General features: G+C 32.0%; 12 protein-coding genes and 2 pseudogenes. 4 read left to right on the top strand and 10 right to left on the bottom strand.

The window, feature by feature from the left end:
- From SULYE_RS00985 to SULYE_RS00960, 6 genes are all read right to left on the bottom strand, one after another.
- The coding region (locus SULYE_RS00985) for a hypothetical protein (protein WP_043989014.1) at positions 1–283 on the bottom strand (283 nt) is incomplete at its 3' end.
- Positions 280–1,716, bottom strand: coding sequence for a glutamate--tRNA ligase (gltX, locus tag SULYE_RS00980; RefSeq protein WP_007545628.1), 1,437 nt, complete (start codon positions 1,714–1,716; stop codon positions 280–282). The genes gltX and SULYE_RS00985, both read right to left, overlap by 4 nt.
- Positions 1,717–2,105: 389 nt before the next feature.
- Complete coding sequence (locus tag SULYE_RS00975; RefSeq protein ID WP_007545627.1) at positions 2,106–2,498, bottom strand: hypothetical protein; 393 nt, start codon at positions 2,496–2,498, stop codon at positions 2,106–2,108.
- The gene (polX, locus tag SULYE_RS00970; RefSeq protein WP_007545626.1) at positions 2,495–4,243 is read right to left on the bottom strand and encodes a DNA polymerase/3'-5' exonuclease PolX; all 1,749 of its coding nucleotides are present in this window, start codon (positions 4,241–4,243) and stop codon (positions 2,495–2,497) included. The genes SULYE_RS00975 and polX overlap by 4 nt, the downstream gene beginning before the upstream one ends.
- A 4-nt stretch (positions 4,244–4,247) precedes the next feature.
- A complete protein-coding gene (gene trpC / locus SULYE_RS00965; RefSeq protein ID WP_007545625.1) occupies positions 4,248–5,030 on the bottom strand; it encodes an indole-3-glycerol phosphate synthase TrpC in 783 nt (260 codons plus the stop codon).
- A gap of 3 nt (positions 5,031–5,033) precedes the next feature.
- Positions 5,034–5,798 (bottom strand): undecaprenyl-diphosphate phosphatase, encoded by a 765-nt coding sequence (locus SULYE_RS00960; protein WP_007545624.1) that lies wholly within the window; start codon positions 5,796–5,798, stop codon positions 5,034–5,036.
- Positions 5,799–6,266: 468 nt separating this feature from the next.
- On the opposite strand from SULYE_RS00960, the gene SULYE_RS00955 reads away from it, so the two are divergent.
- The gene (locus SULYE_RS00955) at positions 6,267–7,538 is read left to right on the top strand and encodes a dihydroorotase (RefSeq protein ID WP_007545623.1); all 1,272 of its coding nucleotides are present in this window, start codon (positions 6,267–6,269) and stop codon (positions 7,536–7,538) included.
- A gap of 2 nt (positions 7,539–7,540) precedes the next feature.
- The gene (locus SULYE_RS00950; RefSeq protein WP_007545622.1) at positions 7,541–7,846 is read left to right on the top strand and encodes a metal-sulfur cluster assembly factor; all 306 of its coding nucleotides are present in this window, start codon (positions 7,541–7,543) and stop codon (positions 7,844–7,846) included.
- Between the two features lie 366 nt (positions 7,847–8,212).
- Here SULYE_RS00950 and SULYE_RS00945 read toward each other — a convergent pair whose 3' ends face one another.
- Positions 8,213–9,622, bottom strand: a complete 1,410-nt coding sequence (locus SULYE_RS00945; protein WP_007545621.1) for an FAD-binding oxidoreductase — start codon at positions 9,620–9,622, stop codon at positions 8,213–8,215.
- Between the two features lie 200 nt (positions 9,623–9,822).
- On the opposite strand from SULYE_RS00945, the gene SULYE_RS00940 reads away from it, so the two are divergent.
- A complete protein-coding gene (locus tag SULYE_RS00940; RefSeq protein WP_007545620.1) occupies positions 9,823–11,358 on the top strand; it encodes an ATP-binding protein in 1,536 nt (511 codons plus the stop codon).
- Between the two features lie 58 nt (positions 11,359–11,416).
- Here SULYE_RS00940 and SULYE_RS08795 read toward each other — a convergent pair.
- A pseudogene (locus SULYE_RS08795) lies at positions 11,417–12,324 on the bottom strand (transposase).
- Between the two features lie 57 nt (positions 12,325–12,381).
- Here SULYE_RS08795 and SULYE_RS00930 point away from each other — a divergent pair.
- A pseudogene (locus SULYE_RS00930) lies at positions 12,382–12,648 on the top strand (transposase); the annotation flags it as partial.
- Between the two features lie 165 nt (positions 12,649–12,813).
- Here the strand turns inward: SULYE_RS00930 and SULYE_RS00925 are convergent.
- Both SULYE_RS00925 and SULYE_RS08280 read right to left on the bottom strand, forming a co-directional pair.
- Positions 12,814–14,034: a sigma-54 interaction domain-containing protein gene (locus SULYE_RS00925; RefSeq protein ID WP_007545614.1), complete on the bottom strand. Its 1,221-nt coding sequence runs from the start codon at positions 14,032–14,034 to the stop codon at positions 12,814–12,816.
- A partial coding sequence (locus SULYE_RS08280; RefSeq protein WP_007545613.1) for a hypothetical protein occupies positions 14,031–14,397 on the bottom strand: 367 nt, incomplete at its 5' end. The genes SULYE_RS08280 and SULYE_RS00925, both read right to left, overlap by 4 nt.

The following is a 14,397-nucleotide window of genomic DNA, read 5'->3' as shown; positions in this document are numbered from 1 at the left end:
AATCTAAATTTTCAATGTCTGTTTTGTATTCTTGCATGATGAATTCGTCTTTTAGTTTAAATGCTATTAAGTAGATTAGATATCTTGATAAATTATCGTTTACAAGCTGAAACCACTTTATAGCTTCTGTATAGTGATTTTCATACATATGTTTTAAACCCCTGTAGAACCATTTTTCTTTTGGCTCTACAGAGTTGTTTAACAATCTGTCTATTTCTTCTATGGTTAGCATATCATCGTCTTCTTTTAAAATTCTAATTTTAAGCTGTTTTAAATCCATCATCCAAAGTATTCTAAAAATCTTTCTAATCTAAATTTGACTCTTTCTACGCCTATGACTTCAACGAGTAAATCAAGTCCAACCCCGGAAGGTTCTCCCGTTAATGCGATTCTTATCGGATGGAACAAAACCTTTCCTTTGTAGCCATACTCTTTTTGAATCTCTTTTGTGATGTTTTTAAAATCTTCTTTTGTAATAGCTGATAGGTTTTTAATTTTGTTATAAAAAATCTCTACAACTTTATAAACATTCTCATCAGATTTTACTTCATTAACTATCTCTTCTGTGTATGGAAACTCATCAACAAAGAAGACTTTAGCCCTTTCTTTGATTTCCATCAATGTTTCGATGCTATCTCTGATTGCAGAAATAACTTTTTTGTAAAATTCATAGTCAGCTTTGTATCCAAAGCCTTCGAAAAATGGAATGGCTCTTTTTGTTAAATCGTCTAAATCAAGAATTTCTCTTATGTATACACCGTTCATCCATCTTAGTTTTGTTCTGTCAAATATTGCCGGAGATTTATTCACATCTTCAATTCTAAACTGTTTGATTATCTCCTCTTTTGATAAAATCTCTTTTTCTTCTTTTGGATGCCATCCAAGTAATGATAAATAGTTAAATACTGCCTCTGAAATAAATCCATCATCTTTTAATGCTCTAACAGACACAGCTCCATGTCTTTTTGATAGCTTTGTTCTATCTTCTCCAAGAATTATAGGCAGATGCGCAAATTGTGGAATCGCAAAACCAAGAGCTTCATATATTACTATCTGTTTTGGAGTGTTTGATAAATGGTCTTCTCCTCTAATTACGTGAGTTATTCCCATCAAAGCATCATCTATAACAACTACAAAGTTATAAACTGGCATACCATCTTGTCTTACAATCACAAAATCTCCAAATTCCTTTGTATCTATCTCTACATGGCCTCTAATGATATCTTCAAATACCACTGTTTTATCCGGAACTTTAAATCTTACGACCGGTTTTATACCCTTTCCTTCATAAAATGCTCTCTCTTCTGGTGTTAGATTTCTGCATTTTCCGCTATATCTGTAAGGTCTTCCTTCTGCAATAGCTTTTTCTCTCTCCTGCTCTAACTCTTCTTCTGTACAGTAGCAGTAATAAGCATCGCCCGACTTTAAAAGCTTATCAACATACTTCACATATATTTCTAATCTTTCTGATTGTCTGTATAGACCGTGAGGACCTCCCACATCCGGACCTTCGTCCCACTCAATCCCCATCCATTTTAAATCTTCCATAAGCATTTCTTCGTATTCTTTTTTAGACCTTTCTAAATCTGTATCTTCAATCCTGAGTATAAAAGTAGCGTTTTCATGTCTTGAAAAAAGGTAATTAAAAAGTGCTGTTCTTGCATTTCCAAGATGTAAATAACCTGTTGGACTTGGTGCAAATCTAACTCTCTTCATTCATTCCTCCATTTATTATAATTCGCAAAAATTATATTTTATCTATAGATATGTTGAGTAAGAAATTTAAAAATTTAATATTCAATAAAAGTCAATATTCAATAAAAGCATGAGTTTCTTCGCTTCGCTCAGAATGACATCTCTGAGGTTGAGATTCTTCGCCGGTTGTAGAATGACCATGCTTTAATTCTAACTTTTGTAATGGAAATTCATCAATTACCTCTACTTCCCTTTCTCTGTCATCCTAAGGCCGTAAGGCCGAAGGACCTCATTTTTAGATTTTATAAAAGTCTTTATTTTTTGCCCAACTTATTCATCGAAAATCAATTTTTCCACATCTTCTTGCGTGAAACAGTGTCGGCTTAGGTTATCATATTTCTGTTTCTTCATCAAAAACCGAAAACAAACTTTAATACAAAATAAGCAGCTGCCATTCCAAGCACAAGGCTTATGATAGTCATTATTATTTTAGCACTTCTTTCTATTTCTTTCTTTTGTAGCTCTTGAATCTTACCTTTCTCATCATCAAAAATTTTTAAAATTTCAGATTTACTTAAGTTGTTTAAAATCTTTTTATCTTTTAAATCGTATGTAGCATACAAGATTTTGTTAGAGTTAAACCGTTTTAAGTATAAATAAAGAATATCTTTTTCAATATCGCCTTCAATGGTTATAAGTTCTATTATGTCTCTGTATTCATCATAGAGTGATTCACCAAGAATTTGTTTTAAGATTTGGTAAGGAACATAGTCAAGATTTTCTCCAAAAAAAGCATTTTTCATACCTTAACACCAAACTTTTTACGTTTAGCTTGAATAAATTTTTTAATCTCGTTCCAGCTGTAAGTATTTAATATATCTTCTTTTTTTGCCCAACCTCTTCTTGCATTTGCAACCCCTATTTTCATATAAGCAAAGTTTCCAAGACTGTGGCTATCTGTTGAAATTACTAATTTAACTCCGTACTCAACTGCTTTTTTTATCATCATATCCGGTAAGTCCATTCTTAAAGGCTGTGCGTTTATTTCAAGTGCGGTGCTTGTCTCTTTTGCAACTTTAAATATCTCATCAGATAAAGGATAACCTTCTCTAACGCCGATCGTCCTTCCTGTTGGATGCCCAATTACACATACATAAGGATTTTCCATTGCTTTTATAATTCTGTCTGTATTGTCTCTGTTAAAATGTGTATGAATAGATGCAACCACCCAATCAAGCTTTGCGAGTATCTCATCCGGCAAATCAAGAGAGCCATCAAGCATAATATCTACTTCTATTCCCTTTTTTATAAATTCAAATCCGAGTTTTTTGTTTATTTTATCTATCTCTTCAATCTGTTTTAAAACATCTTCTTCTGTTAGTCCATGTGCTACTTTTACGGCTTTTGAGTGGTCTGTAATCGCAAAATATTCATATTTATAATTTTCAAGTAAAAATTTTGCTATCTCTTCTATTTTGTTAAATCCGTCCGTCCATGTTGAATGACAGTGCAAGTCTCCTTTAATATCTTCAAGCTCTACCAATCTTGGAATGTTCTTTTTTAAAGCAAGCTCAATTTCTCCCCTGTCTTCTCGCATTTCAGGGGGAATCCATTGCATTCCTACTATCTCATATACTTCCTCCTCAGTAGCTCCTGCAAGCCTTTTTTCTGTCTTTGCATCAAAAACTCCGTATTCACTGACCTTTAATCCTTTTTGCTTAGCTATTTCTCTAAAATGTACGTTATGCTCTTTTGAACCTGTAAAGTATTGAAGACCACTACCCCATTCTTCAGGCTTTAGTACTCTTAAATCTACCTCCCTATCTTTTTCCTTTATAATAACACTTGCTCTTGTATCTCCTTTAGCAAGAACTTCTTTAACATCTTCTAAATTAACAAAGTAATTTATAATCTTATCCCTGTCTTTATCATCGCAGGATACAAGAATGTCAATGTCTCCAATAGTTTCTTTTCTTCTTCTTAAACTTCCTGCAAGCTCAATATTTTTAATCTCTTTAAGCTGTTTTAATTTGGCTAATAATGTTTCTCCTATTTGTAAAGCTTCCCATAGTATAAGTCTATTCTTAGAAGCTTCGTATAACTCAAGGCCTTTTAGCATATTTTGGACTTTCTTTTCCCCAAAACCCTTTAGCTTTGCAACTCTTCCGTCTTTTAATGCTTCTATTAAATCTTTTTTATTGTTAATACCAAGCTCTTCATAAATTCTTTTTAAAGTTTTTGGTCCAAAGCCTGGAACTTCCATAAGGTCTAAAAAGTCTTCCGGGATTAACTTTTTAAGTTCTTCATATTTTTGTATTTTTCCTGTTTTGATATACTCTAAGATTTTATCGACAGTATGAGAACCAATTCCTCTTATATCGTTTATTTTACCGGTAGCAACATAGTTTCTAATATCATCAGGCAAATCTTCTATTATCTGTGCTGCTCTAGCATAAGCTAATGCTCTGAATTTGTCATCTAAAAACTCGTAAATATGGGACATATTATTAAAGATTTTTGCTAATTCTTTGTTGATGTTTTGATACATCTTTTTACCCTTCTATAAACTCCCTTAACTTCTTTCCAACATCTGCTTCTTTCATTAAAGATTCTCCTATTAAAAATGCGTTAACTTGATAATTTTTCAACTCAAGCAGCTGTTGTCTGCCCTCTAATCCGCTTTCTGCAACCACAACTTCGGCTCCGACCTGTTTTAGATACGGTGCAAGCTCCTTTGATAGATTTATATCGACTGTAAAATCTTCCAAATTTCTATTATTTATTCCAACAATTCTTGCTCCTGCTTCTATAGATTTTTCACCCTCTTCTCTACTGTGAACTTCTACCAATGGCTCCATGTCAAGCTCTCTTCCAAAATCTATAAGTCTCTTTAAACTTTCTTTATCCAAGACTTTTGCTATTAATAGATAACTATCAGCACCATATGCATAAGCTTCCAAAATCTGCCTTTCATCAATGATAAAGTCTTTTCTAAGCAATGGAATATTTACTTCTGTTGAGATTTGATAAAGATATGCAATATCTCCTTGAAAATACTGTTTATCTGTTAGTACAGAAATTGCTTTTGCTCCATTTTTTTCATAAGATTTCGCTATATCAACAGGGTCAAAATAATGTCTGATTATTCCTTTAGACGGAGAAGCTTTTTTAACTTCTGCAATAATATTGATACTCTTTCCAGATATGGCTTTTTTAAAGTTTAAGACTTTTTTATTTCTTTCCATTGCCAGATTTTCTAAATGTTTTAAATACTGAGAAGTATAATTTTTAAGCTCTTCTCTTTTTGTCTGAATTATCTTGTCTAATATATTCATTTTCTACCTCAACACTATAAAGTAGTATAAAATTCCTAAAATAATTCTATAAATACCAAACGGAATAAATGAATGATTTGAAATAAATTTTAAAAGCCATTTAATCGCAAATAAAGCAGATATGAAAGCAACTATAAAGCCCACTATTAGATTTTCCCAATCTGAAAGATTAAAATTTGAATGATTTTTGTAAACATCATAAAAAGTTGCCATAAACATCGTTGGAACCGCAAGCATAAAAGAAAATTCCGCCGCTGTTTTTCTGTTTAATCCAAGAAGTAATCCACCTACAATAGTAGCACCAGACCTTGAAGTACCAGGAATCATAGCCAAAGCTTGAAAAACTCCTATCAAAAATGCTTTTTGATATGGCACTTCATATATTGAGTTAATATCATAACTTTTATTTTTATGGTAAAGTTCTATTAAGATAAGAAGCAATCCACCAAAAACAAGCATGAAAACAACTATATAAGGATTAAACAAACTTTTGATGATTTTGTATAAAACAAACCCTAAAATACCCGTTGGAATAAATGCTATCAGTATTCTTTTCATTAAATTTGTATCTAAAAACTTCTTAAAGTATAAAAATACAACTGCCAATATTGAACCAAGCTGAATTGATACTTCAAAGGCTTTGTGTTGTTCTGTCTGCTGTATTCCAAGCAGATTTGAAACGAGTATCAAATGACCTGTTGATGAGATAGGTAAAAACTCTGTAAGACCTTCCACTACTCCTAAAATAACAGCTTCTAAGGTTGTCAATAAATACTCCTAATTAGTTTTTAATCAAATTTTACCATAATATCATGAGGAAGTGAGAAAATGAGTAGGTGAGTAAGTGAAATGTTTACCTCTTACCTTTCACATCTGGGGCTGCTTTAAAAATTTTTGTAAGTTTATCTTTATAACTTCATTGTGAGGACTTTAGTCCGAAGGATCACCTCTTTTAAAGAAGGTGAGTAAGTGAGCAGAGGCAATTCATGAATTGCCCATACAGTGAATAAGAGAGAGGTAAAAGAATGGAGATTCTTCCCACGACTTTAGAATGACGATCAAAAGGTAATTAATTTTCAGACTTAGCTAAAATTTGTTATCATTCTTTATATCTCACCACTCCACCAACAAAACTTTGGTTATGATAAAATATTGTTTTTGTTAAAGTTTTTTAATGAAGTTTTCGTTTTTTGAGTTAAATTTATTCTAAATTCATCTTTTGTAAGGAGTCTAAGAATGATTTTGATAAAGAACGGACATGTTGTAGACCCTCAAAATAATCTAAATGATAAGTTTGATATATTGATTGAAAAAGGAGAAATCAAGAAAATAGAGAAAAATATTCAGCCTTTTCCAGGTTGTGAGGTTATTGATGCAGAAGGAAAGATTATAACTCCATCTTTTACAGATATACACGTTCATTTTAGAGACCCTGGTCAAATTTACAAAGAAGATATAGAATCTGGAAGTAAAGCAGCTGTTGCCGGTGGATATACAACCGTTGTATGTATGCCAAATACTATTCCTGCTATTGATGATGTACCAATCGTAAGATATATTATAGAGAAAGGTGAAGAAGTAGGATTATGTAGAGTTCTTCCATCTGCAGCAATAACAAAAGGAAGAAAAGGAAAGGAGCTTACAGAAATGGCACTGCTTAAGGATGCAGGAGCTGTTTACTTTACTGATGATGGTGCTCCTGTCATGGATTCTTTCATAATGAGAAAAGCTATGGAGTATGCCGGCTCTCTTGGAACCTTCGTTGCTGACCACTGTGAAGACTTAAACCTTTCACAAAACGGCGTTGCCCACGAAGGAGAGTTAGCAGCTACGCTTGGACTTCCACCACTTCCACCAGAAGCAGAGGACACAATGGTGGCAAGAGATTGTATATTATCAATACAAACAGGTATGCCAGTTCATATTTGCCATATATCTTCAAAGCTATCTGTTGAGATCGTAGCATGGGCTAAAGCAATGGGAGCAAAGGTAACCGCTGAAGTAACTCCGCATCACTTATACCTGACCGATGAAGAATTTTTAGATTTTTCTTGCATAGCAAAAGTTTCACCACCACTAAGAAGCCATGAAGACATAGAAGCTACCAGATGGGCACTTGCAAGTGGCATTATTGATTTTGTAGCAACAGACCATGCACCACATGCACATTATGAAAAGATGCAAGATTTACAGGCTTGCCCACCAGGAATGCTTGGACTACAATTTGCGCTTCCGATAGTTTTAGAACTTGTTAAGAAAGATTACTTTGATTTAAACAGAATGGTTGAAGTAATGTCAATAGAGCCGGCTAAAAAAATTGGATTAAAACCACCACAAATTAAAGAAGGCGAGATTGCAGAACTAACAATCTTTGACCCATTTGAAACTTGGGAAGTTAATGAAGAAACAATATTATCAAAAAGTAAAAACACACCATTGCTTGGCAGAAAATTAACCGGCAAAGTTAAATATACATTCTTTAAGGGAAAAATCGTTTACAGAGATTAACTATGATAAACAAAATTTATGATTCATTAAAAGAAGTTTATGACCCAGAAATTCCATTAGACATTGTAAATTTAGGTTTAGTAAAGGCAATAGATATAAAAGATAATTGTATAAATATTGTCTTAATGCTCACATCTCCAAACTGTCCTCTTCAAGACGTAATAGTCTCACAAGTAATTAGCAAACTTAAAAATGATTTAAATATTGAAAATATCAACATAACACTTGATTTTACAACACCTTGGTCTACTTCTCTAATTACAAAAGAAGGTAAAGAAAAACTACAAAAACTTGGCTGGAAGATCTAATAGAAAAAATTCGGTTAGTCGTTCAGATTAAGTAATTAAATAATTGGTTTCTATATCATTTGAAGTATAACAAATAAGGCGTCTGCTAAGGTACGATGTGTACGGAAAATTCATGAATTACCTCTACTTTTTCGCTTTCTTTGTAATCCTGAGGATGTAAATCAGAAGGATCTCCTCTTTTGATTTTTTGATTTGAAAAGGAAAACAGGAGATTCTTCGCTTCGCTCAGAATGACGATGTGGATTTTTGCAAGCAGTCCCAAGAAAGATTACCTAAGAGAAAGAATGATATTTTTCTTGTTAATTTTTAAAAGACTCTTCTACTGACCAGCGTTTTTAGCCAGCCAGAGAAGAATCTTAAATGTATTTAATCGTCTAACCCCATCTTTCCAGGATTTATTAAGTTTTCCGGGTCCCATGCTCTTTTGATTTTCTTCATCAATTCCATTTCTTGTGGAGAAAATTGTTTTCTCATAAATTCTGCCTTTGTTATACCAACCCCATGTTCACCAGTGATAGAACCTCTGTAAGATAATGCTAAGTCAAAAACTTCTTCAACAGCTTTTTCTGCTCTTGCTACTTCATCCGGGTCTAATCCATTTATCATAAAGTTAGCATGAACGTTTCCATCTCCAATATGTCCAAAGTTCACCATTTTTAAGTTATATTTTCTTCCAATCTCTCTAAGCTTTGGAAGTGCCTCTGGTAAATAGCTTCTTGGAAATACTATATCTTCGTTTATTTTTGTTCTTCCAAGTTTTGCAACTGCTGGAGATAAAGACCTACGAGCTTCCCAAAGTTTCTCTGCTTCTCTGTCTGTTTTAGCAACTTCAACTTTTGCACCATTCATTTCACATATCTTAGCAACTTCTAAAATCTCATCTTCAAGAGCTTTTGGATGACCGTCAACTTCTATTAAAAGTATAACTTCTGCGTCTCTATCTAATCCAAAATGACCAAAATCTTCTACTGCATTTATTGCAAGCTTATCCATAAATTCAAGAGCTGACGGTGAAATTCCGGCTTTAAATATATCTTTAACTGTTTTTCCTACAGATTCCAAGTCCATATATACAGCTTTTACTGTTTTCTTAGCTTTTGGTTTTGGAATTAACTTGACTGTTATTCCTGTAAATATTCCAAGCGTTCCCTCACTGCCGATTAAAAGTCTTGTTAAATCATATCCCGCAACATCTTTTAATGTAATTCTTCCTGTATGGATTGTTTCTCCTGTATAAATTACAGTGTCAAGCTCCATGATATACTCTCTTGTTACGCCGTACTTAACACATCTTGGACCACCTGCATTTTCAGCCACATTTCCACCCATCGTGCAGAATTTATAACTTGCCGGATCTGGTGGATAGAACAATCCTTTTTTCTCTACTGCCTGCTGAAGTCTATAAGTAATTACACCCGGTTGAACTTTTGCAACTGCGTTATCCTCGTCAATCCATAAAATTTTATCCATCTTTTCAAAAGAAATTAATACTCCACCTTTTACTGGAATAGCGCCACCGGTATAGCCTGAACCTGCTCCTCTTGGAGTTATTGGTACACCTTCTTCATAACAAATTTTTACCACTTTTTTAATATCCTCTTCACTTTCAGGTATTACAACCACATCCGGCGGAAAGCTTAATCTCGTTGCATCATATGAATATAACATCCTATCCATTTCATCATCTAATACTTTATGCTCTCCAATTGCTTCTTTCAAAGCTCTTTTAACCCTATCAGGTAACGGTATTTTTTCAACCTGTTTAACTTTAAACATGTCAACTACCTCATTTTAAAATTGTTTCAAAGATTAATTTAGACTATGTTAACACAAATCTTCAATAGAGTAGATCATAATTTTAAATATATAGCCGTTGACTTATAACACTGGATAACAAGAAAAAATGAAGTTGCAAGATTTTATAACACTTTCCTAAATGTATTATGCTAAAATTAAAGAAAAAAGGAGCTTACAATATGAAAGAAATGCCAATAGGCATTCAAACTTTTGAGAAGATTGTAAAGGAAAACTACTATTACGTAGATAAAACACCTTTCATCAAAAAATTAGAACAAGGTGGATACTATTTTTTAAGCAGACCAAGAAGATTTGGAAAATCTCTGTTTTTAGATACAATCAAAGAAGCATTTTCAGGAAATAAAGAGTTATTTAAAGGCTTGTATATCTATGACAAATGGGATTGGAGTAAAAAGCATCCGATTATAAAAATTAGCTTTGCTATCGGAACAAATAATAATTCAGAAAAATTAAGAAGCACGATTTCTTTCAACTTAAAAAACGTAGCATATGATTATAAAATTAATCTTGAAGAAGAAGAGCTTAACCTAAAATTCTATGAGCTTATAAGAAAACTTTACGAGAAGTATAACGAAAAAGTAGTTATTTTAGTAGATGAATATGACAAGCCAATCTTAGATGCAATAGAAAACATAGAGTATGCAAAAGAAAATAGAGAAATATTAAAAGACCTTTATTCAGCATTAAAAAAAGCAGACCCATACATCAAGCTTGCATTTTTGACAGGAGTATCAAGATTTCCTAAAGTATCTATTTTCAGTGGATTAAACCAGTTAAACGATATTACATTAGACCCAAACTTTGCTACTATCTGCGGATATACACAAACAGATTTAGAAACAGTATTTGCAGATAGGATAGTAGAGTTTGATAAAGAAGAAGTAAGAAAATGGTATAACGGCTATAGCTGGCTTGGAGAAAAGGTTTACAATCCTTTTGATATTCTACTTCTATTTGCAGAAAGACAATTCCGTCCATATTGGTTTGAAACAGGAACGCCTACGTTTTTAATCAAGCTTTTTAAACAAAATAAATATTATTTGCCAGAGTTAGAAAACTTAGAAATAGGAGAAGAGCTTTTATCAAACCTTGATATTGATGATTTGGATGTGGAAAATCTACTATTTCAAACAGGATATCTGACAATAAAAGATGTAATAGAAGAACCTACAGAAAGAATTTATATCCTAAGCTATCCAAATTTTGAAGTAAAGAAAAGCTTTAATAGCTATTTTTTATTTTACTTTTTGCAAGACAAAAGTATAAAAAGCAAAACAGATATGGCTATTAAATTAGCCTTAAGAGATAATCAAATAGAAAAACTAAAAGACATCTTACATAGATTTTTTGCAAGCATACCATATGATTGGTATAGAAAAAATGATTTAGAAAGCTACGAAGGCTTTTATGCATCTATTGTCTATGCTTTATTTAGCGGAGCAGGATTTGAAACAGTAGCAGAGGATACTACTAATAAAGGTAGAATAGATTTAACAATAATCTACAACAACAAAGCATACATCATAGAGTTTAAAGTAGTAGAAGACCAGCCAGAAAATACAGCTTTAAAACAAATTGAAGAGAAAAAATATTTTGAAAAGTATTTAGGAAAGTATGAAGAAGTTTATTTGATTGGAATTGAGTTTAGTAAAAAAGATAGAAACATAGTAGATTTTCAGTGGAAAGCGGTATAGTCATGGAGGAGAGATTAGAAGAGTTTATAAGAAAATTAAAGAATAGAAATGAGAATTGTCAATAATTTTGTGTCTGGATGGAAAACTTTTTATTAAACAGTTGCAAAATTTCATAAGAAACTCCTTTAAAAGCAGATATAGATTTATTCAATTTTCCATTCTTTAAATTATCTTCCTGGATAAACAGATTTATTTCAAGAATGTTCACATAAATCTATTCTCACTTTTTCTATCATACTATTAACACTCTCACTGTATTTTTACATCTAATTTTTCTAATCCATCTTCATAAGCTAAGCTGTTTTCTTTAATGTTTTTCAGTTCTTTGTTAAATACTTGTGAATCTTCTTTATCCATTTGATTTCTAACGTTTCTTTGTAAATGGACTAAACATAGCTGATGGTCTGTGTAAGGAAATAGCGTTTCTATAGCTTTTGATATCCCAGGAAAATCATCACTTACTATAAGCATTACCCTTTTTAGTCCTCTATCTATCAAATCATTGAATACTTTTATCCAATCTGCTTTATTTTCACTACTGAAAAATGTATAAAATCCAAATATATCTTTGTTTCCTTGTAAATCTACTTTAAAGAACTACATAGACAGAAGCTTTCCTAATGGATACTAAACTCATAAGAAGGTTTATATAATCTTCATTAACTCTTTTATAAGGGTCAGGCAGTATTTGTGGTCTAAACCTACCTTTTCTATCTCTTGGGACATTTATGTTAAGCTTGAAAGAACCTGTATTTAGACTTCTTTCATAATACCCATTTGCTTTGTTATCATCGCCATTTTCAAGAAAGAAATTTCTTTCTTGGTTCATAAACAGTTCTACAACAGATTCCAAAGCTTTCTTATACCTATCTTTTCTTGAGTTGTTATACCATTTGGAAAAAGTTCTTTTACTAATTCCTCAGCGTTTCTGTCTAATATTTTTTCAAAGTATTCTTTTTTATTCATTGCTGCTCCTCCTTATAATTTTATTTAGACATAACATTATTTTAACTTTCGGAATTTAATCCAAGCCCATATGAAAGTGGAACAAGTGTAAAGAAAAGCGGCTGGATAAAAAAGATGGGAAATCCATATGCAAGAAAGATACTATACATGGCAGCATTATCAGCAATAAGGTTTAACAAATACTGCAGAGAATTATACGAAAGATTAGTAAGTAAAGGTAAAGCTAAAAAGTTAGCATTAGTGGCTGTAGCACATAAGTTATTAAGGCAGGCATATGGTGTATTAAAAAACAGAAGACCATTTGATGAAAATTTTTGTACTTGACATTTAACATAGAACATCTGCAGCCGGTGAAGAATCTCATACTTTTATTCAATTATTCATTCACCTTCTTTAAAAGATAAGCTCCTTTAGACTAAAGCTTTGAGGATAACAGTCAATGGTGAAGCTATATCTATATAATAAAAATCTTGCAGTATCCTTAAGCTCTTATACTTCAATCTTATATTGCTTTATTTTTCTCCACAACGTAGCAGGACTAATTCCAAGAAGCTTAGCAGCTTTGCTTTTATTTCCTTTTGATTTCTTCAATGCCTCTACTATTCTTTTTTCTTCATTAAAAAGAACTTCTTCTGAAATTTCTATATTTCCTTCTTCTGAAAAATGAACAAATTCAGAGTTTAAGTCTTCCACGTCTATAATTTCTTTGTTAGCCGTAAAAATGCTAACCGCTTCTAAGAAAGCTCTAAGTTCTCTAACATTACCATACCAATCCTTTGAAACTATAACATCCATAGCTCGCTGTGAAATTCTTTTGTTTTTCTTAGCTAAAATACTGTTTACTATCAAAGGAATATCTTCTTTTCTTTCTCGAAGTGGTGGAATTTCTATTCTAACTACGCACAATCTATAAAATAAATCACTTCTAAAATTTTTATTCTGAATTTCTTTAACTAAGTCTTTGTTTGTAGCAGAAATTATTCTTACATCAGATTTTCTTGGTTTGCTTGAACCAAGTCTTTCAAATTCTTTCGTATCTACAAAAACTAATAACTTTGCTTGGGAAGTTAAAGAAAGGTCTCCAATTTCATCTAAAAACAATGTCCCGCCGTCTGCCAGCTCAACTTTACCAGGTTTAGAGCCGACCGCTCCAGTAAATGCACCTTTTTCATAGCCAAAAAATTCTGACTCAAAAAGCGTATCGGGAATGGCTGAACAGTTTACCGATACAAAATTATTCCTGCTTCTAACGCTGTTTAAATGGATCCATTTGGCTAGCTTTGATTTTCCTGTCCCTGTTTCTCCAGAAATCAAAACAGACACGTCTGATTGGGCTACCAAAGAGGCTCTTTCCAAGATTTTTTTCATTTTTACGTTTTGAGTGTTAAAGACCATAAAATCTTCATCCATCTTTTCATCTTTTGTTTCTAAAAATTGAAATAGATATCCTTTTGGATTGTTGAAATAATCATACAAGACTGTGGTTTTAAAATAGCCTTTAAATTGAATTCCTCTTTTGCTTTTTAGAAATATTACAAATTCTTTTTGGTCTAAAAATTCTTTAATGTTCCTGTCTGTAAATTTATTAAGATTTTCATCTATTAAGTCAAAATGTTCATAACCAAGAAGTTCTACAAGACTTTCACTGATTCTTTTTATCTTTAAATTTTCATCTGTAATGATTAAACATAATTCATCTATGTAGTTCATTTGCTACTTTGCAACTTCTCCATCAATTTTTGATACTCAGTAGTATTGTTATTCTTTTGATAAATTTTTGCAAGGGTTAAGATTATATTTTTATCATTTGGATATTTTTCTAAAGCTTTTTTTAAAATATTCTCTAATCCATCAATCTCATAACCACTATTATATAAAGAAATCAAAAATTCTATGGCTGGCATGTAATCTTCTTTGATTGAAAGAGCATCCTTTGCAGATTGGATAGCAAGTGGTATTTGTCCAAGCTTATAATAAAGAGTTGCCACTTTATATTTAAGTTCATAATCACTTTGATTTTCAGCAAAAGCTCTTAAATAAAAGAAAATAGCGTATCTATAATTACCGATGATT

Source organism: Sulfurihydrogenibium yellowstonense SS-5 (assembly GCF_000173615.1).
Classification (GTDB): Bacteria; Aquificota; Aquificia; order Aquificales; family Hydrogenothermaceae; genus Sulfurihydrogenibium; species Sulfurihydrogenibium yellowstonense.
Note: the sequence above shows the minus strand (reverse complement) of the source record. Positions and strands in the feature narration are given on the sequence as shown.